The sequence below is a fragment of the Cetobacterium sp. 2G large genome (genome assembly GCF_014250655.1).
In the GTDB taxonomy this organism is placed as follows: domain Bacteria; phylum Fusobacteriota; class Fusobacteriia; order Fusobacteriales; family Fusobacteriaceae; genus Cetobacterium_A; species Cetobacterium_A somerae.
Window position 1 is genome coordinate 63,005 of the sequence record NZ_JACHTH010000007.1, and the last position, 20,904, is coordinate 83,908.

The window sequence follows — 20,904 nt, forward strand, 5'->3', positions numbered from 1 at the left end:
GGGGGATAAATAAAAAATGAGTAAATCATATGGATGGGCAGGAAATATTTTAAGGGTAAATTTAACAACAGGAATAATAACAAAAGAACCTACGTCTAAATATAAAGATTTTATTGGTGGAATGGGAATAGGATATAAAGTTATATTTGATGAAGTACCAGCAGGAACAAAAGCTTTTGATGAAGCTAATAAAATAGTCTTTGCAGTAGGACCGTTAACAGGATCAGGAGCACCTTCAAGTTCTAGAACAAATATAACATCGCTATTTCCATCAAATCCTTATAATGCTGTAGGAGATTCGCATATGGGAGGAAATTTTGCAGCTCAATTAAAATATGCGGGATATGATGCTATAATTATTGAAGGAAAATCAAATAGACCAGTTTGGTTAAAAATAGATAATGATAAAGTTTCTTTAGAAAGTGCAACAAATGTATGGGGTAAAGGGATAAAAGATACAACAGCTCAATTAGGAGCAATAATGGGAAAAGAGGCTTCAATAGCAGCAATAGGTCAAGCAGGAGAAAATATGGTAAATCTTTCTGTAATTATGAACGGATTAAGTCATTCAGCAGGTGGCCATGGTGGTATATTAGGATCAAAGATGTTAAAGGCTATTGGAGTAAAAGGGACTAATGCTGTCAATATTGCTGGAAAAGGTAGAGAGTTACTAAAGTTAAATAATTATATGATGAAAGATTTAATTGGAGCAAACAATCAACATGTTGTACCAAGTACTCCACAACCGTGGTCTGAGTTTCATCATAAAGGTAGCAGATGGACAGCTAGAGAAGGATTAACTTGGGGTGCAGCAGAGGGTGGACCGATAGAAACTGGAATTGCAGCAGCAGGTGACGTAAATAAAGTGGGCTATAGAACAATGAAAGCTACATTTGATTTAGGTCCTTCAGCAGAAAAATATACAGTAAGAATGGGAGGATGTCAATCATGCCCAATTAGATGTATGAGCCAATTAAAGGTACCTAAATTGCAAGATTATGGATTATCACCTTATGTAGCAAATACTTGTATGGGGTACTTTTCACCTCAAAGAGTGATGTTTAAAGGAAATAAAGATATAGAAGAGAAAGGTGACGGAAAAATGTTTGCTGCAGTTATTGGAGCATCATTAGCTGATGACTATGGAGTATGGTGTAACTATGGTCTTATTGGAACAGATTTAAAACATGGATATGAAAGTGGAATTTTTAAAAAGGTCTTACCAGAAGAGGAGTATAACTCTATTCCGTGGAATTTATTAGAAGAAAAAGATCCGGCATTTCTAATTGATTTTTATAGAAGAATAGCTTATAAAGAAGGAGAATTGAGTCATCTTGGAGACGGAGCATATTGGGTTGCTAAAAGATGGGACTTTGGAGATGATTATTGGAATAATCCTAAATATGGGTTATGGTCAAGATTAGGATTTCCAAAACATCATTCTAACGAGACAAATGGTCAAGTAGGGTCATTAATAAGCTGTATGTTCAATAGAGATGCTCAAAGTCATACTTTAGTAAATTTAGTTGGAAGTGGATTGCCAATAGAGATTCAAAAAGAGGTTGTAGCAGAGATTGTAGGTTCACCTGATGGAATAGATCCACCATTAAATTATAGTCCAATGAATGAGTATAAAGCTAAATTAGCTAAATGGGCTATTGTAAAAAATTGCTTACATGATTCTTTAACTCTTTGTAATTGGATGTGGCCAATGACAGTTTCTCCACATAAATCAAGAAATTATAGAGGCGACTTAGCTTTAGAATCTAAATTTATGACTGTGGTAACAGGAGAAAATTATACAGAAGAAAGTTTAGATTTAGCTGCAGAGAGAGTATTTACTTTACATAGAGCATTAACAGTAAAAAATATGAATACAATTAATATGAGAGAAGAACATGATGGAATGACTGATTGGGTATTCGATAAAGATCCAGATATTAAAGCATTTACTCCTGGAACAGATAAGATGGATAGAGAGGATATGCAAGTTGCACTGACAATGTTCTATAAAGAGATGGGATGGGATGAAAAAACAGGAGCTCCAACAAAAGAAACATTAAATAGATTGGGAATGTCCGATGTTGCAGCAGAGCTTGAAAGATTAAATTTATTACCAGCATAAAAACAAAAAGGGAAGAGAAATGAATATAGAGATTTTAGCTCAGTCTATAAGGGAAGCGTCAAAATTAGGAAAATTAATTAGTAAATATGAATTAGAAAGGGAGCCTTTAAAAATAAAGGCTTCTAAAATTGAAAGAGTGATAGAAGAATTAAAAAATAGTGAAAAGACAAAAGATATAGATATAATTAGAGGAAAAACAGAAGTATATTTTTATTCAAAAGATTATATTAGCAATGCATATAGAGATGTTTTATTTAATTTGAAAGAAAAAAATATTCAAGAAGTAATAATTGATTTAGTTAGAAAAGAATCTCAATTATATCCAAGACCAACATCTTTAGAAATTTTTAAACTATCTCCATTTAACAGGGATGATATAGAAGATTTGATAGATGAAATAATCAAAAATAAAGAATATATAGATATAAAAATAGTGGAAGCTTCAAATGGAGCTAAATATCTTTTTTCTGATACATATATGATTTTTGGACATGCAAAAGGATTGTGTGAATGGGTAGAGGTAGGACAGTTTGAAAATCCATAAAAAAGGAGTAATATGTTAAAAAAAACTAATGTATGTGAAGAAGCGCCAGTAGAGCTAAAAGTAAATAGAGAAAAAATGGTAACTTTTATGTGTTCACCATATGATTTAGAAGATTTAGCTTTAGGTCATCTTTATACGAGAGGAATAATAAAGAATAAAAATGAGTTAGAAAGTATAGCGGCATGTAAAGATGCAAAACTCATTGCAACATATACCTTAGGAGAAGTAAAAGATGATTTATTTACTATTCCTAAAGTAGTTTTAAGTGGTTGTGGAAGTGGAGCACTTTTTGATGAGAAAGTTATGGAAAAAGAGAAAATAGAATATTCTAATCAAATATCTTTAGAAAGAATAAAAAAAATTGCAAGAGATATGTTAGAAGGTGCAGCGATGTATAAAAATAGTGGTGGAATGCATTGTGCATCAATTGGAAATGCAAATGGTGAAGTTGTCATAAGAGAGGATATAGGAAGACATAATGCTGTTGATAAAGTTATTGGAGCAGCTTTAAACAAAGAATTTGATTTAAAAAATTCAGTTATAACTACTACAGGAAGATTATCTTTAGATATGGTGCTTAAAGCTGTAGCAACTAAAATACCTGTTGTAGCTACAATTAGTATTCCAAGTAGTTTAGCAATAGAGTTAGCAGAAAAATTGGGAGTTTGTTTAATTGGAAGGATTGGAAAAAATGATCCAATAATTTATACTTTTGAAAATAGAATAAAATAAGGGGAGAGATAAAAAATGTTTGGAAGATTAGGACCGTTTGAATTGATATTAATATTATGTATAGCATTAGTAGTTTTTGGACCATCAAAGCTACCAGAAATTGGAAAAAGTTTAGGAAAAGCTATAAAAGAGTTTAAAGGACATGCTAACGATATTAGTAAGGATATAGACCCAAATACACAATCAAAGAATGAGGGAAATAGTGAAAAATAAAAATTTAACAATGCTAGGACATTTAGCAGAGTTGAGAAAAAGGATGTTATATATAGTTGTTGCTAATTTAATCACAACATTTATTTGTTATGAATATTCAAATATATTAATTGAAATATTTTTGAATATGAATAAAAGTATGAAATTGGTTTATTTAACTCCTCCAGAATTATTTTTAGCTTATCTAAAAATATCATTAATAGGAGGAATAATTTTAGCATCACCAATAACAATTTTACAGATATGGACCTTTGTATCTCCTGGTCTTTATAAGGATGAAAGATTATATATAGTAGGTTCTTTTATAGGTGGATTGTTATTTTTTATAACTGGAAGTTATTTTGCTTATAAAATGGTATTACCAACAATGTTAGAGTTCTTTCAAAAATTCCAAAGAGATGAGATTGCTCAAATGATTTCGATAGGGTCATATTTAGATTTTGTATTAAGTATTATTTTTACTTTTGGAATTGTATTTGAAATGCCTGTTTTAGCAGCATTATTAGCAAAATTAAAGCTTATAAAAGCCACAACATTGAAGAAAAAACAACCAATTATGATATTAATAATATTTATAGTAGCAGCAGTAATGACACCACCAGACATAATATCTCAAATTATGTTAGCACTTCCAATGATATTATTATTACAGTTAAGTATAGGTATTTGTTGGTTAATAAATAAATATCAGGAGGAATAATGAGATTTTTTAAAACAGTGAGTTTAAAAGAAGCTATAGATAGCATAGTATCAAAATTAGATAAAGAATTAAAAATAGAAGAAGTTTTGTTAGAAGATTCTTTAAATAAAATTATAGCAGAGAATATAGTATCAAATATAGATTTACCATCATTTGATCGATCTACAGTGGATGGTTATGCTGTAAAAGCTAAAGATATTTGTGGTGCTAGTGAATTTTCACCGATTCCTTTAAAAAATATAGGTAATGGGAAAATGGGAGAAGAGAATGTTAATAGGATAGATTTAGGGCAGTGTATGTATATTCCAACAGGAGGGATGCTTCCTATTGGAGCAGACGCTATGGTTATGATAGAAGATTGCGAAACTTTAGGGGAGGAAATATTAATTAATAAAGGTATTGCACAACTTTCAAATATAATTATAAAAGGGTCTGAGATAAAAAAAGATGATTTATTGGTTAAAGTAGGCGAAAGAATAACATCAAGTCATATAGGTGTTTTATCGTCTATTGGAATATCTAAAGTTAAAGTTTACGAAAAAATAAAGTTTTCAATTATTTCTACAGGAGATGAAATTGTAGAGTTAGGAAAAGAATTAAAAATAGGTGAAGTTTATGATATAAACACAAATATTTTTAGAGCTCTAATTGAAGAGGGACTAGGAGAGGTTACCAGTACATTTTTAGTAAAAGATGATTTAAGTATATTATCATCAACATTAAAGAAAGCTTTGGAAATAGCTCATGTTGTATTAATCTCTGGTGGTAGTTCTGTAGGAGTAAGAGATTTTACAGAAAAAGCCATAGAAGATATAGGGGGTAATATATTTGTTCATGGAATATCTTTAAAACCTGGAAAGCCAACTATAATAGCAAAATATAAAAATAAATTTATTTTTGGAATGCCAGGACATCCTCAATCAGGAGTAAATGTTTTTAAGGCTCTAGTTGAACCGATATTTTTAAATAAAAAAAGAGTAAAAGTATATGGTGAGTTAAAAGAAAATATTTATGGTGACCCTGGAAAAACATGTTTCATAAATGTTAAGTTAAAGACAGAGGATCAAAAAGTACAAGTTTATCCACTTGTTAGCAAATCTTCTATGATAAGACCAATTTTAGATGGAGATGGTTATATAATTATACCAGAACATAAAGAAGGACTTTATAAAGGAGAATTAGTGGAGGTTGTATTGAATGTCTAAAAGAAATATTTATATAGATAATATTGATGTAGAATTAGCTTTAGAAAAATATTTTTCAGAAATATCTTTTGATTTTAAAAGCGAAAAAATATCAGTTTTAGATTCAGTAGGAAGAGTTACTTATAAAGCTGTTTATGCTAATTATTGTTCTCCTACATATGCAGCAAGTGCAATGGATGGAATTTTTCTTTTTTCAGAAAAAATAAAAGAAGCAACGGAAGTGACTCCTGTGTACTTAAATGAAAATGATTTTAAATATGTAAATACAGGAAATCCACTGGATTTGTCTTTAGGGGATTGTGTTGTTATGATTGAAGAGTTAATTGAATTAGAGGATGGAAACTTTAAAATTATAAAGAACGCAAAGCCGTGGCAACACATAAGGCCAATAGGTGAAGATATTGTAGCAGGAGAAATGTTAATAAAGTCAAATCATAAGATTTTACCTCAAGATTTAGGAGCACTTATAACTGGAGGAATAAAGGAGATAGAGGTTTATAAAAAACCAATGGTAGCTATTATTCCAACAGGAGATGAAGTTATAGACATATTTAAAGAAGAGTTTAAGGAAAAATCAGTAATTGATTGTAATTCTTATATTTTTTCAGCTCAAATAAAGGAATGGGGTGGGATACCACATATTCAAGAAAAATTAAAAGATAATTATAATGAAATGAAAAAAAAGTTAAAAGAACTTTCTAAAAATTATGATGTTTTAGTTGTAAATGCAGGGTCTTCAGCAGGTAGTAAAGATTATACAAAAAATGTGATTGAAGAAATAGGAGAGGTTATTATTCATGGAGTAGCAATTAAACCTGGAAAACCAACAATATTAGGAAAAATAAATGGAAAACCAGTTATAGGGATACCAGGCTATCCAGTTTCAGCATATTTAGCGATGGATATATTTATGAAACCACTTTTAGAAAAGATGACTAATATTTTTAATGTTGAAAATTTTATAGAGGGAAAATTAGGAAAAAGTATTGTGTCGTCTTTAAAACATAAAGAGCTTGTGAGGGTAACTCTACATAAAAATAAAGATGAGTATATAGTAATGCCTTTAGCTAGAGGAGCGGGGATTACAACGAGCTTATCAAAAGCAGATGGAATTTTGGAAATATCTAAATCAGTTGAAGGGATTGGTTTAGGAGAGAGAGTAAAGGTAAGGTTATTAAAACCATTAAAAGAGATAGATAATAATTTAGTATCAATAGGAAGTCATGATATTGTTATGGACTTAATTGGGGATTCTATAAAACTATGCTCTACTCATGTGGGAAGTTTCGGAGGGATATTAGCAATAAAGCAGAGAAATACAGATATTGCACCCATTCATATGTTAGATGAAGAAAGTGGAGAATATAATATTTCTTTTATAAAAAAATATTTTCCAAGTGAAGATATGATGTTAGTGAAAGGTGTCGAAAGAATCCAGGGGTTAATAGTCCAAAAAGGAAACCCTTTAAATTTAAAGGAAATCAAAGATATATTAGAAAAAAATATTAAATTTGTAAATAGACAAAGAGGATCAGGAACAAGGATACTTTTAGATTATTGGTTAAAAGATGAAAACTTAGATTATATAAATTTAAAAGGGTATGACTATGAAGTTGCAACTCATTTAGATGTAGCAATGGCTATAAAAAATGGAACAGCTGAAGCTGGATTAGGAATAATGGAGGCTGCTAAAATAGCAGATTTAGATTTTATTCCCTTAGCTAAAGAGGAGTATGATTTTTTAATAAATCCAGAAATAAAAAATAGTGAAAAAATTAAAGAGTTTATTAAATTTTTGAAATCTGATTTTTTAAAGAAAAAAATAGAGAGTTTAGATGGGTATAGTCTAAATAAACCAGGTGAAGTTATAGAAATAAAATGCTCGAGATAATCTCGAGCATTTCTATCTTTAAAGATTGAAGAAGATATCAATAGTTTCATCATCAGGTTTTTCACCTAAGAAAGACCCTAAAATGAAGACTAATAAACTCATGGCAATAACTGGTACAATTTGATGAAGCCCAGAAAAACTAATTTTAAAAACAGAAAAATATATATATGAAGCTACACCAAAAATCATAGAGGATATAGCACCAAGAGCGTTAGCCCTTTTCCAATATAATCCCATAATAATAGGACAGAAAAATGCAGCTTCTTGACCTGCTAGAGCAAAAAGATTTATCCAAACTAAAAGTTCAGGAGGATCAAGTGATAAAAGAAAAACAATTACTCCTATAAATAGTGAAGTAAATAGTGAAAGTTTTTTAATTTTTTTATCTCCAGGATTTGGATTAATATAGTTAATATATAAATCTTTGACAATAGTTGCAGATGATAAAATTAAAAATGAATCAACGGTAGACATAATGGCAGCAAGAGGCCCACCTATAAATACACCAGCTAAAATAGGATGTAATTTTGAAATTGCTAAGGTCGGAATTATTTTATCACCAATAGTTATTCCAGGAAGAATAGCAACTCCCATAACTCCAATTAAATGCATAATAAGCATTAAAATCCCAACAACAGATGTTCCAATAATCATAGCATTATGCATCGATTTGCTATCTTTAAATCCCATACATCTAACAGATGTAGCAGGAAGACCAAGAATAGCAACTCCTACTAACATCCAAAAAGAAAGAATAAATGGTTTAGCAATTGCTCCACCAGAATCTGGTGTCAAAAGAGCAGGATTTGTTTGTTCAATTGTTCTCATAATATTTTCCATTCCACCGCCATTTTTTAAAAGAGTGAAAAATAAAATACCTGAAGCAATTAACATAACCCCACCTTGAATAGCGTCTGTTAGAGCAACAGCTCTAAATCCACCGATAGTTGTATAAGTAATTATAACAAAGGAAAAAATAACTAATCCAACAATATAGGGAAGCCCAGTGACACTTTCAAAAAGTCTTGCTCCACCAACAAAGTTTGCAACAACAGTTCCAATAAAGAAAACTAGCATGATAACAGACCCCAGAATAACAACAATATCATTTTTATATCTTGCTCTAAGTAAATCAGTGATAGTAAGACCACCAATTTTACGTGATATTATAGCTAAACGTTTTCCTAAAATTCCTAAGGTTAAAAAAGCAGTAGGTGTTTGAATACATGCAAGCAAAACCCATCCAAGTCCTAATTTATACGCAACTCCAGGTCCACCTATAAATGAGCTAGCACCTATATAAGTAGCAATAATTGTCATAGCAAGAACAAATCCCCCCATATTTCTACTTCCAATAAAGTATTCCTCCATAAAATCAACGCTACCGCTATTTTTAATTTTATTGACTTTCCAAGCAACACCTAACATTAAAAAAAGATATAAAATAATTGGTAAAAGTATAAGCATTAATCCTCCTAATCTAAATCGACATCTTTAAAAAAGCATTTAACTGCTATAAAAACTAATACGTTTATAACAACTAATCCTAAAACGCATGAATAGAAAAACCAACTAGGTAAACCTAAAATAAATTCATTAGTATCTGATTTATAAATATATGCGAAATAATACCACCAGCAAAAATAAAAAAGATACAGTAAACAAGTAATAATCGCTTCTTTATTAATTTGTTTAATATTTTTTTTCATTAAAAACCTCCCTAACGTAAAAAAAGAGAGCATGTTTTGCTCTCTTTAAAGTCTTAGATATTACTGTCTTTCACTTTTTAACTTTTCAGCCATAGCTTTAGCAATATTTTCTAATTTTCTTTGATCGTCTGGAGTTGGTTCTCCTTTAGCTTCAACAGCATCAGCGATAACTTCTAAACCAGGAAGGGCGTCAGCAAAGGCTTGTATTCCTCTTACTCCACCACCACTCCAAAGCATATTTCCGAAAATTCCAAGATATCTATTTTTTAAACCGTAATTCTTTAATTTATGTAAAAGTCCTTGTAAAACAGGATAAACATCATTGTTATGAGCTGCAGATCCAATAATAAGCCCTTTATATTTCCAAATATCGCTAATAATGTATGAGTGATCAGTTTTTGAGGCATCATATATTTTTATATTTTTAATTCCATTCCAAGCAAGTTCTCTAGCAATAACATTTGCCATTTTTGCAGTTGTTCCATATAAAGTACCATATACGATAACAACACCCTCTTCTTCAGGAGTAAAGCTTGCCCAATTAGCAAAGTGATTGATAACTACAGAGATATCTTTTCTCCATAAAATTCCATGAGAAGGACAAATATATTTTATTTCAAGTCCACCTAATTTATTAATAGCATTCAAAACTTGAGGTCCATATTTTCCAACTATGTTAGAATAATATCTTCTCATTTCATCTTCGTAGAAAGAGAAGTTAATTTCGTCATCAAAAATTCCACCGTCTAAAGTTCCAAAACTTCCAAAGGCATCATTAGAGAATAAAATTTTATCAGTTATATCATATGTAACCATTGATTCAGGCCAGTGAACCATAGGTACCATAGCAAAAGTTAGAGTATGATGACCTAAACTTAATTTATCTCCCTCTTTTATACAGATAAATTTTGCTTCATCAAAATCAGGAATAAAAGCTTTAATCATTTTTAATGTAATCACATTACCAATAAGTTTTGCCTCAGGAAAGTGAGCCATAACCTCCCCTAAAGAACCAGAATGATCAGGTTCCATGTGGTTAACTATAATATAGTTAAGAGCTTTTCCTTTTAAAATTCCATTTATTTTTTCAATAAATAATCCAGCAGTTGAGAAATCAACTGTATCGATGATACAAGTTTTTTCATCGTTTATTAAATATGAGTTATAAGCAACACCTTGCGGTAATGGCAAATAATTTTCAAATCTTTCAGTTTTTCTATCGTTAGTTCCAATCCAGAAAACTTTTTCTGTAATAGGCGCATGATAATGCATATTTTCCTCCTTGATATTTTAGTCTATATTAACTGTATATATTTTAATCTAAAATCATTAAAAATTCAACTATAATTGTAAAAATAAACAATAATTAAATATAGGTTAACAAAAACTATACAAAAAAAATATAAAAAGGACATTGGTTTAATAAATAATGTAGAAAAAAATAAAAAAAGTTTTACGAAAATTCGAAGTGGTGATATAATCAAATCAAAGCTAGATATACAAAAATTACAAATAGGGAGATTTTATATGAATCCAATATTTTTACAAATAGGCAGTTTTAAATTAAGCTATTACGGATTGTGTTACGCAATTGCATTTTTTATAGGAATAGAATTGTTAAAAAAAGAAGCTGATAAAAAAGGAATATCAAAAAATATTATTGAAGATTACGCTTTTATTGCAATGCTGTCAGGTCTTTTAGGAGGAAGATTGTATTATGTATTGTTCAATTATACTTATTACTTTTCTCATCCTCAGGATATAATAGCTGTATGGAAAGGTGGAATGGCTATACATGGTGGTATAATAGGTGGATTTATAGGAACTTTGATTTATGCTCATAGGAAAAAGTTAAATCCATTTTTATTAGGAGATATGGTTGCACCTTTGCTACTTTTAGGTCAAGGTATAGGTAGGTTTGGAAACTTAGCAAATGGAGAAGTACATGGTGTTCCAACATTTACTCCACTAAAAGTGATATTTAATTTAAAACCAAGTTTTTATCAATGGTATAATAGTTATAATTTGATGAGTTTAACTGAAAAAGCTCAATATAAAGAGTTAGTTCCTTGGGGATTAGTGTTTCCGACATCATCACCAGCAGGATCAGAATTTCCTAATTTACCTCTTCATCCAGCAATGCTTTATGAAGCAGCACTTAATTTTATAGGTTTTTTCTTTTTATATTTTTTTATGAGGAAAAAAAATTATGCTACAGGAACAATTTGGTGGACATATATAATAATATATAGTATTAATCGTATAATTGTGAGTTTCTTTAGAGCAGAAGATTTAATGTTGTATGGGTTTAGAGCCCCGCATGTTGTAAGTTTTATAATGTTGTTGATAGCAGCAATAATTATAATAGTTATTAATAAAAAATCAGGGAGTGATAAATAATGAAAAAAATCTTAGGAATACTATTAATGATTTCAGTTTTATTTGGAGGGTGTTCAAGCTTGACAACAAAAAATAAAAGATTAGTAGGGAAAGAGTATATCTTAATTCAAGAAAACTCTATTCCAAATGTACTAATAGGGTTTGACGAACATAATTTTTATGGATTCTCTGGGTTAAATAATTACTTTGGAAGATATGAGAAAAAAGGAAATAAAATTAAGTTAGAAAAATTAGGATCAACTCTAATGGCTGGTTCAGATAAAGTTATGAAAATGGAATCTGAATATTTAGAAAAATTAGATACAGTTCAAACATTTAAAGTAGAAGATGATATATTAATTTTTAATTTAAAAGATGGATCTACTTTACAATATAAAGAAAATAAAAAAGTTGACAAAAAATTAAAATAATGATACAAAATAATATCAAAATAAAAAATATCCAAGGGAAATAAATTTTTTATAAAAAATTGGATTAAGTTAAGGCGAAATTTTTTTTTTCGCCTTTTTTTTTTTCGATTTTTATAAAATAAATGGAGGATATTTATGAAAGAAACTAAGTATGTATTTGTAACAGGAGGAGTTGTATCATCTTTAGGAAAAGGAATTACAGCAGCATCGCTAGGAAGATTATTAAAAGAAAGAGGATATAGTGTAACTATTCAAAAATTTGATCCATATATAAATATAGATCCAGGAACAATGAATCCTTATGAGCATGGAGAAGTATTTGTAACTAACGATGGTGCTGAAACAGATTTGGACTTAGGTCATTATGAAAGATTTTTAGATGAAAATTTAACAAAGTATAATAATATTACAACTGGTAAAGTATACGAATCTGTAATCAATAAAGAAAGAAAAGGTCAATACTTGGGAAAGACTGTCCAAGTAATTCCACATATAACAAACGAGATAAAATCTAAAATAGAGTTAGTTGGAAAAGAAAATAATTCAGATGTAGTTATAACAGAGATAGGTGGTACGGTTGGAGATATTGAATCTACACCTTTTTTAGAAGCTATAAGACAATTTAAGTACGATGTAGGAAGAAATAATGTTTTATACATCCACGTGACACTTTTACCATATTTAAAAGCTGCAGGAGAATTAAAAACAAAGCCATCTCAGCATTCAGTAAAAGAACTGATGAGTTTAGGGATAAGACCAGATATTTTAGTTTGTAGAACAGAGCATCCTGTAAGTATGGATATAAAAAGAAAACTATCAATGTTTTGTGATATTGATGAGGATGCAGTGATAGAAGCTCCAGATGCTAAGACAATTTATGAAGTTCCACTTATAATGGAAGAGAATGGATTAGCTAACGTTGCATGTAAAAAATTAGGAATTGAAAATAAAAAACCAACTTTAAAGATTTGGAAAGAAATTGTAAGAAAAATTAAACATCCAACTGATAAGATTAAGTTGGCCGTTGTAGGAAAATATATTGAATTAAAGGATGCGTATATAAGTATAAATGAGTCTATAGAGCATGCAGCATACGAACTTGGATTAAAAGCTGAAATTCATTATATTCAAGCAGAAGAGTTAGATACAAAGACTTTAGAACAGTTTAATGGAATATTAATTCCTGGTGGATTTGGAGATAGAGGAGTTCAAGGCAAAATTGATGCAATAAAATTTGCAAGAGAAAATAGAATTCCGTTTTTAGGTATTTGTTTAGGGATGCAAAGTGCAGTAATTGAATTTTCTAGAAATGTTTTAGCTATGGAAGCAGCGAATTCTACAGAATTTGATAAAAATACAAAATTTCCAGTTATAGATATTTTATTAGATCAAAAAAATATTGAAAATTTAGGTGGAACAATGAGATTAGGACTTTATCCATGTAAATTAGAAAAAGATAGTTTAGCTTATGAGTTATATCAAGAAGAGCTTATATATGAAAGACATAGACATAGATATGAATTTAATAATATTTATAAAGAGATAATTCAAAAAAATGGTCTAAAGATATCTGGAAAATCTCCAGATGGAACTTTAGCAGAAATTGTAGAATTACCTAAAGAGTCACACCCATTTTTTATAGCGGGTCAGTTTCATCCAGAATTTAAAAGTAGACCAGGAAAACCACACCCGCTATTTTTAGGGTTTGTAAAAGCTATTTATAAAAGAGAAAATAATTAATCAAGAGAAATTTTTCTAGAATTTCCTCTTATATCAACCTCAATAATTTTTTCAATAGTTCCAGCTCTATGACCTATTAAGTAGTTTGTCATATTAGCTGCTGAACATGAGTGATTAGGGATAATTTCAATTTTATCACCAATTTTTAGGGCTGTAGGGCCCTCTTTTTTTACTTTTGCTACTTCTTCAGATAATCCAATAACAGTAAGTTCAGGATGATTTTTAACAATTCCAAATCCTTTTGTTAAAGAGTTTCCGTGTGCTCCTTGATCAAGTCCTAAACACTTACTACCGCAATCAAGAATAAATAAATCTTCAGATGGATGAGAAACTACAGTTGCTAAAACAGTTAAAGCGCAATCTTTTTCTTCTGCAGCACCTAAAGCTACTTGAATAGCATCAAAGAATACATAGTTTCCAGGTCTAGAAACTGTTATTTCTTTAGATTTTATTGCATTTTCAAAAGTTGGAGTAGTTCCAGTAGCTACAAATTCAACAGTAGCACCATTTTCAATTAAAAGATTTTTAGCTAAAGTCATTATATTAATCTCTTTTTCTGTGATTTCATTAACATGATCTTTTGAAAAACCATAAACTTGACCAGTGTGAGTAGAAATACCTTTGAAAACAAGATTAGGGTATTTTTGTAATGAGTTATATAAATTAACACTTTCTTCAGGTGACACTCCGAATCTATTTAAACCACTATTTATTATAATTTGATAATTAATTGTATTTGTACCTAATTTTTTTGAAAGTTCAATTGCAGGAATTTCATTGTCAAAAGCAACAAATAAGTCACATTGTGCACTAAGAGCAATTATTCTATCTAAGTTACTATCTCCAATAATAGGGTAGGCAAGCATAACTTTAGTTACTCCACTTTTTTTAACAACAGATTCAGCCTCATCTAAAGTTCCAACTAAAACACCTTTAGCTCCAGCTTCAATCTGCATTTTAGTGATTTCGCTACTTTTATGAGTTTTTAGCATAGGGAATAATTCAACAAGATTTTCATCAGCTAAATTTTGATATTTTTTTATATTATTTTCTAATGCATCTAAATTAACTAAAAAACTTGGTGTAGTTAATGATGATATATTTTTTTTATTCATATATAAACCTCCAATTTAAATTCTAATAAAATATACAACATTTTTTTCTTAAAGTCAAACTTTATTTATTAAAAAAAATAAATTAAAAATTTATTAAAAGGAAAAACAAAGATATGTTGAAAATAGATAATATTACTAAATTTTTTGAAAAGAGGTATTGTTATGGAAAGAATTGAAGAAAAATTAAAAGATATTGAAAAAGAATATTTAGAGCTTCAAGAGGGAATAACAGAATATTCAAATAATAATTTGAAATCAGCAGATTTAAAAAAAAGAGGATCAAAATTTGGAATTTATGAGCAAAAGGGTAAAAAAATGATGCTGAGACTAAAAGCTGTTGGAGGAGAGCTTTCAATAGAAAAATTTAAATCTTTAGCTGGAATAATGGAAAAAGAAGAAATTCCATATTTACACCTTTCAACAAGACAGAATTATCAACTTCACGAAGTTGAATTTGAAAGAGTGAAAGACACAATAGAGCAATGCAATTCAAAAGAGATGTATTTTAGAGGTGGAGGTGGAAACACATTTAGAAGTATCTTAGTTTCTACGTACACAGGAGTTGATAAAAGAAATATATTTGATGTAATGCCATATGCAAGAATGGTTGAAAATGAAGTGTTTTTTATGGATAAAGCTTTTGATTTTGGAAGAAAGTTAAAAATAGGGTTTTCAAACTCTTTAGACGATGAATTTGTTATGGCTGTTCAAGATATGGGATTTGTTGCAAAAGAAATAAATGGCGAAAAAGGTTTTAAAGTTTACTGCGGTGGTGGAATGGGAAGAGGTAGTAAAATTGGGCATGTTTTAATAGAATTTTTACCTGAGACAGATTTACTAAGAGCAGTTAAAGCTTTAATAAACTTATTTTATGATCGTGGAGATAGAGTAAACAGAATGCAGGCAAGACTGAGATTCTTAGTTGAAAAAATGGGATTTGAAGGTTTTAAAAAATTATATTTAGATTACTTTGAAAAAGAAACTATAGTTAATGGAAAGATACCTAAAATAGACTATGAAAAAAAAGTAAGAGAGTTAAAACAATTTGATGAAATTGAGAATTCAGAGACATTTAATTTATGGAAGGATATTTGTACTAAAGAAACTAAATTTAAAGATATAGTTTCTCTTGTGCTATATGTAAAAAATGGTGATTTAAGTGCAAAAGATATAGAGAAGTTATATATATTAATGAAGGATATAAATACTCCAACTATAAGAGCTACTATTAATCAAAACCTAGTTATTCCATTGGTTCATAAATCAGCGATTCCTTATATATACAAATATTTAAGTGAAACAATTCCAGAGATAGTTACAGAAACTATATCAATAAGAGGACAAATTAGAGCATGTGTCGGTGCAAAAGTATGTATGATAGGAGTTCAAGATTCTCAAAGTATAGCAGACGCAATAGGAGATGAATTAGACCAATTAGCAAAAGAGTTTCCACAATATAGAAAAATTATATTTAAGGAGGCTAAAAATATAAGAATTTCTGGATGTCCAAGCTCTTGTGCAGGTGTTCCAGTAGCTCCATTAGGATTTATTGGATTAAAAAAGAAAATAAATGATAAGCTAGTTGATTGTATGCAGGTTTATATGGGAGGAATATTAACTGATTCAATTCAATCTTTAGCATTTGAAATACCAAATTTAATTTTACCAATAGATGAAATACCAATTTTGGTAAAATCTTTGTTTAGAGATTATTTAGAAATATTACAAGTTTATGATATTACTTTTAGTAATTATATGTATGAAAGAAGATTAGAAGAGTTTTAACTAAAAAAGTGACGATTAATTTAAATCGTCACTTTTTATTATTTTTGCACCCTTTTCCATCATCTCTTTGAGAGCGTTATTAGAATCGTTAAAAGATAGATTAACACCTTTACAACCATCTTCTATAACATTAACCTTAAAACCTAAATCAAGAGCATCTAAAACTGTATGTTTAACACAGTAATCTGTAGCTAGACCTAAAACAAAAATTTCTGAAATTTGGTTGTTTTCTAAAAGAGATAACAGTTCAGTGCTTTTTAATTTTCCATTATCAAAAAAACCACTATAAGAGTCAATTTCAAAATTAGTTCCTTTATAAATAATATGTTTAATTTCTTTAAGATTTGGATGAAAGTTAGAGCCATAAGTATTTTCAACACAATGTTCAGGCCACCAGACTTGTGGGAGATTATTTAAAATACCAATTTCTCCAATAGTTCCATTAGAATTTTTTGCAAAACTTTTATGATTAGCTGGGTGCCAATCTTTTGTAGCTACAACGAAATATTGATTTTTATTAAAAAAATCAATAACTTTATTAACAATAGGGATAATTTCATGAGCATCTTTAACTGCTAAAGCCCCACCTTCGCAAAAATCATTTTGAACATCAACAACAATCAAAGCTTTCAAAATAAACCTCCTAAAAATTCATTTTTCACAGTATAGCAGCTAAAGAAAAAAATGTAAATTAAAAACAACTTGGAAAAAGGATTTCTATTTGTTATTATTGTATATATAAGTATAAAATTTAAGGAGGGGGAATATGAACGTAATATTAGGAATTGCATTTTTTATTTTAGGGAGTTTAGCTGTTTATATTTTTCAAAGAAAAAAATATAAAAAAATGACAGAAGAGGATTTTGTTTGTGAAGTAGTACAAAAGGCTTTTATAAGAGAGAAATTTTCAGATCACAATGAACATAAGTTAGTGAGAGAATTATTAAAAAGTGATGCTTTTGTAAAAGATTTATCATTGACAGCAAAATTTAAAGGTATAATAGTAGGTTATATTCTTTTTACAAAAGTTAAGGTAGGAAATGATACATTGTTAACTTTAGCTCCCTTAGCGGTATTGCCAAGATTTCAAAAAAAGGGTATTGGTAAAAGCTTGGTAGAAAAAGGTCATAAAATAGCTAAAGAATTAGGATATAAAGGAATTGTTGTTTTAGGTCATGCAGACTACTATAAAAAATTTGGTTATGAACCAGCTTCAAAATGGGGAATAAAATGTCCTATAGAAGTACCAGATGAGAACTTTATGGCAATTGAATTATATCCTGGAGCTTTAAGTAATGTGAAAGGTACAGTTGAATATCCTAAAGAATTTGGAATAAATTAGGTAAAAGGGAGTGGAGATTATGAACTTTAATAATTACGTTGAAAGAAAAGGTTCAGATTCAAGAAAATGGAGTTTAGAAGGTATGCTTGAAATGGCATCTTACGTAGATGAGAACAGTATTCCTATGTGGGTTGCAGATATGGATTTTAAAGCTCCAGATTTCGTAGAAAAAGCTTTGTTGGAAAGAGTTAGTCATGGTGTATTTGGTTATAATACAGTTGGTGATGATTACTATAACAGTGTTATATTTTGGTTGAAAAATAAGAATAATTGGGATATAGAAAAATCTTGGATAGTTCCAACAAGTGGAGTCGTTCCTGCATTATGTTATGCAATTCAAGCATTCACTGAACCTGGAGATGGAGTAATAGTTCAAAATCCAGTATATCCACCGTTTAAAGGGTCTGTAGAGTTAAATAATAGAAAAGTAGTAAATAACTCATTAAAATTGATTCAGGATAGATATGAAATAGATTTTAAAGATTTAGAAGAAAAATTGAAAGATTCAAAAAATAAAATGTTAATTTTATGTAATCCTCATAATCCAGTTGGAAGAGTTTGGAGTGAAAATGAATTAAAGAATATTATAGAGCTATGTTTAAAATATAAAAAAATAGTAGTTTCAGATGAGATTCATAGTGATTTAATACTATTTAATAATAAATTTACATCGATGGGAATTTTAAATAGTAAAATTCATGATTATTTAGTTGTTTGTACATCAATAAGTAAAACATTTAATTTAGCAGGTTTAAAAGCATCAAATATAATAATACCTAATAATAATTTAAGAGAAAAATTTATAAATGAAATGTTTAAAGTAGCTGCTAAACCAGTACCAAATATTTTTGGAGCAATTGGAGTTAAAAGTTGTTATTCAAAAGAAGGTGAGGATTGGTTAAATAATTTGTTGGAATATCTTGAAGAGAACTATTTATTTCTAAAAAAATATTTAGAAGAGAGGATACCAAAAGTAAAGTGCTTACCAATAGAAGGAACATATTTAGCTTGGATTGATTTTAGAGAGTTAAATTTAGATGAGAAAGAGTTAAAAAATAAATTAGAAAAAGAAGCTAAGATTGTTATTGATGGCGGAGAGATATTTGGAAACGAAGGAAAGGAATTTATAAGACTAAATTTTGCATGTCATAAATCTATTTTAGAAGAAGCATTAAAAAGACTAGAAAGAGCACTAAAAAATTAATCGATAAAAAAACAAGCAAGGATTTTAAACTTGCTTGTTTTTTACTTTATATAACAGTACAAATTTCATTGAAATTTAATCTTCTTTCTCTTGGATTTAAAGTTTTAGTTTCATCAAAATATCCTATTGAAAGAAGCATAACTACTGTTTTATCTTCATCAATATTAAAAAGTTCTTTTACCTTATCTTCATTAAACCCAATCATTGGGTGAGTATCAACACCATGGTCTTTTGCACATAGCATAATTGACATTGCTAAAAGAGAAACATCTCTAACAGCCATAGCATTTCTTTTAACTTCTGTAGGGTATAAAACAGTTTCGCACATATTAATAAGCTGTCCAACTTTTTCTTCTTTTAATCCTAAATCAATTTTTATATTCCACATAGGATTGTCTCGACCATATCCAAAAGTGTCCCCAACTAAGATTAGAGTCATAGAAGCTTCTTTTATTTTAGGTTGATTACAAGCTGTAAAAAGTTTTTCCTTAGCTTCAGTAGAACGAACAGCAATAATTTCCCAAGGTTGAAGATTAAACGCTGATGGAGCAAGAACAGCCTCATTTATAATATCTTCAAAAAGTTTCAAGTCAAGCTCTCTATTTGGATCAAAAAAATTAACACTTCTTCTTTTAGAAATAACATCTTTAAAATTCATATTAACACACCTCCACAAAGATACTTAACTATATATACTGAGATTGAAGAGAAAATCTTTTATTATTTAACAACAAATCTAGGAATTCTAGAGTTTATAAGAGTAGTATATTCGTAATGATCCATTTTTAAAAAAGCATTACATTTATCGAAATCTTTATAAATTTCTACAAAATCGCCTAAATTAACAGAATCATCTATAAGAACAAATGATGTATCCATACTAATGTGAACTATAGGATATTCTTTATTATTTATATGGCACAAGATATTTGTATTTCTCTTAGAAAATCCATCTCCATAACCAATTTTTATTTTTCCAACTTTTGAATAGTTATTTATAAATATATTTTTTATACGTTCATATCCAATAAAATCTAAATCTGAAAAATTCTTTATATTATATATAGGACCAGAAAGAGTCCAAGAACGCTTAATATTGTAATCTATAATTCCAGGGTCTAGCATTCCTAGAAGACTTATTCCACAACGAACATGTGTAGAACCGTTTCCTAATCCTAAGAGCGTGGCAGCACTATTTTGAGAATGTATAATATCAAAATAATTGTTTCCAATGTAATTAATTGATTCAATAAACTTATTTTGAATATCGATGGTTTCATTAATATCAGAACTAAAAAAATGTGTCATAGCACCCTTAAAATGAAGATTATTTTTTATTATAATATCTTTTATAGAATCAATATCGTTTTGAATAAATCCATTTCGAGCAAAACCAAAGTCAAATTTCAAATGAAGTTGAGAAAAATTTACCTTCTCTTTAATTAGTTCTAAAAGTTCGTCAGTGCTATTAATAACCATTTCTAAATTTTTATATTTTTTTAAAATTGAAAAATCTTCAACTGTTTCAAAAATTAAAATATTAATATTAGGAATATTAAGTGAAAGAATTTCTAGAGCTTCAGACTCTCTAGCAACAGCAAAATAGTTGCATCCACCCTCTACTAGAATAGGAACAACCTCTTTTAAACCATGACCATAAGCATTTGCTTTGACAACTGAAATAATCTCTTTTTTTGTATAATTCTTTATATAATTAAAATTATGAATTATATTTTCTTGAACAAGTTGTATCTTAAAACCATCTCTACCCATACTAACACCCCTCACA

At 29.0% G+C, this 20,904-nt stretch carries 20 protein-coding genes; 13 read left to right on the plus strand and 7 right to left on the minus strand.

Features of this window, described 5'->3' with window-relative positions; translation table 11 throughout:
* Positions 1–16: 16 nt before the first annotated feature.
* From H5J23_RS10990 to H5J23_RS11020, 7 genes are read left to right on the plus strand one after another with little or no spacing between them, the layout of a single operon-like run.
* Positions 17–2,125, plus strand: coding sequence for an aldehyde ferredoxin oxidoreductase (locus H5J23_RS10990; protein WP_185892258.1), 2,109 nt, complete (start codon positions 17–19; stop codon positions 2,123–2,125).
* Positions 2,126–2,144: 19 nt separating this feature from the next.
* Positions 2,145–2,669 (plus strand): hypothetical protein, encoded by a 525-nt coding sequence (locus H5J23_RS10995; protein ID WP_185892259.1) that lies wholly within the window; start codon positions 2,145–2,147, stop codon positions 2,667–2,669.
* Between the two features lie 12 nt (positions 2,670–2,681).
* Positions 2,682–3,401, plus strand: coding sequence for a formate dehydrogenase accessory sulfurtransferase FdhD (gene fdhD, locus H5J23_RS11000; protein ID WP_023050496.1), 720 nt, complete (start codon positions 2,682–2,684; stop codon positions 3,399–3,401).
* Between the two features lie 15 nt (positions 3,402–3,416).
* Entirely contained in the window at positions 3,417–3,614 is a 198-nt protein-coding gene (locus H5J23_RS11005; protein ID WP_023050495.1) for a twin-arginine translocase TatA/TatE family subunit, read from the plus strand.
* The gene (tatC, locus tag H5J23_RS11010; RefSeq protein WP_185892261.1) at positions 3,604–4,314 is read left to right on the plus strand and encodes a twin-arginine translocase subunit TatC; all 711 of its coding nucleotides are present in this window, start codon (positions 3,604–3,606) and stop codon (positions 4,312–4,314) included. Before H5J23_RS11005 ends, tatC begins: the two co-directional genes overlap by 11 nt.
* Entirely contained in the window at positions 4,314–5,519 is a 1,206-nt protein-coding gene (locus tag H5J23_RS11015) for a molybdopterin molybdotransferase MoeA (RefSeq protein WP_185892263.1), read from the plus strand. Before tatC ends, H5J23_RS11015 begins: the two co-directional genes overlap by 1 nt.
* On the plus strand, positions 5,512–7,410 hold the full coding sequence (locus tag H5J23_RS11020) for a molybdopterin biosynthesis protein (RefSeq protein WP_185892265.1): 1,899 nt from the start codon (positions 5,512–5,514) through the stop codon (positions 7,408–7,410). Before H5J23_RS11015 ends, H5J23_RS11020 begins: the two co-directional genes overlap by 8 nt.
* 18 nt (positions 7,411–7,428) lie before the next feature.
* Here the strand turns inward: H5J23_RS11020 and panF are convergent, their stop codons facing one another.
* The 3 genes from panF to H5J23_RS11035 are packed head-to-tail and all read right to left on the minus strand — an operon-like array spanning position 7,429 to position 10,391.
* A complete protein-coding gene (gene panF, locus H5J23_RS11025) occupies positions 7,429–8,877 on the minus strand; it encodes a sodium/pantothenate symporter (RefSeq protein WP_023050491.1) in 1,449 nt (482 codons plus the stop codon).
* A gap of 8 nt (positions 8,878–8,885) precedes the next feature.
* Positions 8,886–9,119 carry a YhdT family protein gene (locus H5J23_RS11030; protein WP_023050490.1) on the minus strand — a complete coding sequence of 78 codons (234 nt, stop codon included), beginning with the start codon at positions 9,117–9,119 and terminating at the stop codon, positions 8,886–8,888.
* Positions 9,120–9,179: 60 nt separating this feature from the next.
* Positions 9,180–10,391, minus strand: coding sequence for an FprA family A-type flavoprotein (locus H5J23_RS11035; protein ID WP_023050489.1), 1,212 nt, complete (start codon positions 10,389–10,391; stop codon positions 9,180–9,182).
* Positions 10,392–10,646: 255 nt separating this feature from the next.
* On the opposite strand from H5J23_RS11035, the gene lgt reads away from it, so the two are divergent.
* The 3 genes from lgt to H5J23_RS11050 all read left to right on the plus strand — a co-directional run bounded on the left by lgt (position 10,647) and on the right by H5J23_RS11050 (position 13,669).
* Positions 10,647–11,519, plus strand: coding sequence for a prolipoprotein diacylglyceryl transferase (gene lgt / locus H5J23_RS11040; protein WP_023050488.1), 873 nt, complete (start codon positions 10,647–10,649; stop codon positions 11,517–11,519).
* A complete protein-coding gene (locus tag H5J23_RS11045) occupies positions 11,519–11,929 on the plus strand; it encodes an META domain-containing protein (protein WP_023050487.1) in 411 nt (136 codons plus the stop codon). The genes lgt and H5J23_RS11045 overlap by 1 nt, the downstream gene beginning before the upstream one ends.
* Positions 11,930–12,064: 135 nt before the next feature.
* On the plus strand, positions 12,065–13,669 hold the full coding sequence (locus tag H5J23_RS11050; RefSeq protein ID WP_023052387.1) for a CTP synthase: 1,605 nt from the start codon (positions 12,065–12,067) through the stop codon (positions 13,667–13,669).
* On the opposite strand, the gene H5J23_RS11055 is transcribed toward H5J23_RS11050, so the two are convergent.
* Positions 13,666–14,784, minus strand: coding sequence for an alanine racemase (locus tag H5J23_RS11055; RefSeq protein ID WP_185892267.1), 1,119 nt, complete (start codon positions 14,782–14,784; stop codon positions 13,666–13,668). The two genes, H5J23_RS11050 and H5J23_RS11055, sit on opposite strands and share 4 nt — an antisense overlap.
* Positions 14,785–14,946: 162 nt before the next feature.
* Here H5J23_RS11055 and H5J23_RS11060 point away from each other — a divergent pair, with 162 nt between their 5' ends.
* Complete coding sequence (locus tag H5J23_RS11060) at positions 14,947–16,569, plus strand: nitrite/sulfite reductase (protein ID WP_023049887.1); 1,623 nt, start codon at positions 14,947–14,949, stop codon at positions 16,567–16,569.
* Between the two features lie 15 nt (positions 16,570–16,584).
* Here H5J23_RS11060 and pncA read toward each other — a convergent pair whose 3' ends face one another.
* The gene (pncA, locus tag H5J23_RS11065) at positions 16,585–17,202 is read right to left on the minus strand and encodes a bifunctional nicotinamidase/pyrazinamidase (protein ID WP_023049886.1); all 618 of its coding nucleotides are present in this window, start codon (positions 17,200–17,202) and stop codon (positions 16,585–16,587) included.
* Positions 17,203–17,335: 133 nt separating this feature from the next.
* Between pncA and H5J23_RS11070 the strand changes: the two genes are divergently transcribed.
* Both H5J23_RS11070 and H5J23_RS11075 read left to right on the plus strand, forming a co-directional pair.
* The gene (locus H5J23_RS11070) at positions 17,336–17,911 is read left to right on the plus strand and encodes a GNAT family N-acetyltransferase (RefSeq protein WP_221892829.1); all 576 of its coding nucleotides are present in this window, start codon (positions 17,336–17,338) and stop codon (positions 17,909–17,911) included.
* Positions 17,912–17,930: 19 nt separating this feature from the next.
* A complete protein-coding gene (locus tag H5J23_RS11075) occupies positions 17,931–19,115 on the plus strand; it encodes a MalY/PatB family protein (protein ID WP_023049884.1) in 1,185 nt (394 codons plus the stop codon).
* A 46-nt stretch (positions 19,116–19,161) separates the two neighbouring features.
* Here the strand turns inward: H5J23_RS11075 and H5J23_RS11080 are convergent, their stop codons facing one another.
* Positions 19,162–19,773, minus strand: a complete 612-nt coding sequence (locus H5J23_RS11080; RefSeq protein ID WP_023049883.1) for a nitroreductase family protein — start codon at positions 19,771–19,773, stop codon at positions 19,162–19,164.
* 62 nt (positions 19,774–19,835) lie between these two features.
* On the minus strand, positions 19,836–20,888 hold the full coding sequence (locus H5J23_RS11085; RefSeq protein WP_040406158.1) for an alanine racemase: 1,053 nt from the start codon (positions 20,886–20,888) through the stop codon (positions 19,836–19,838).
* Positions 20,889–20,904: the final 16 nt, after the last annotated feature.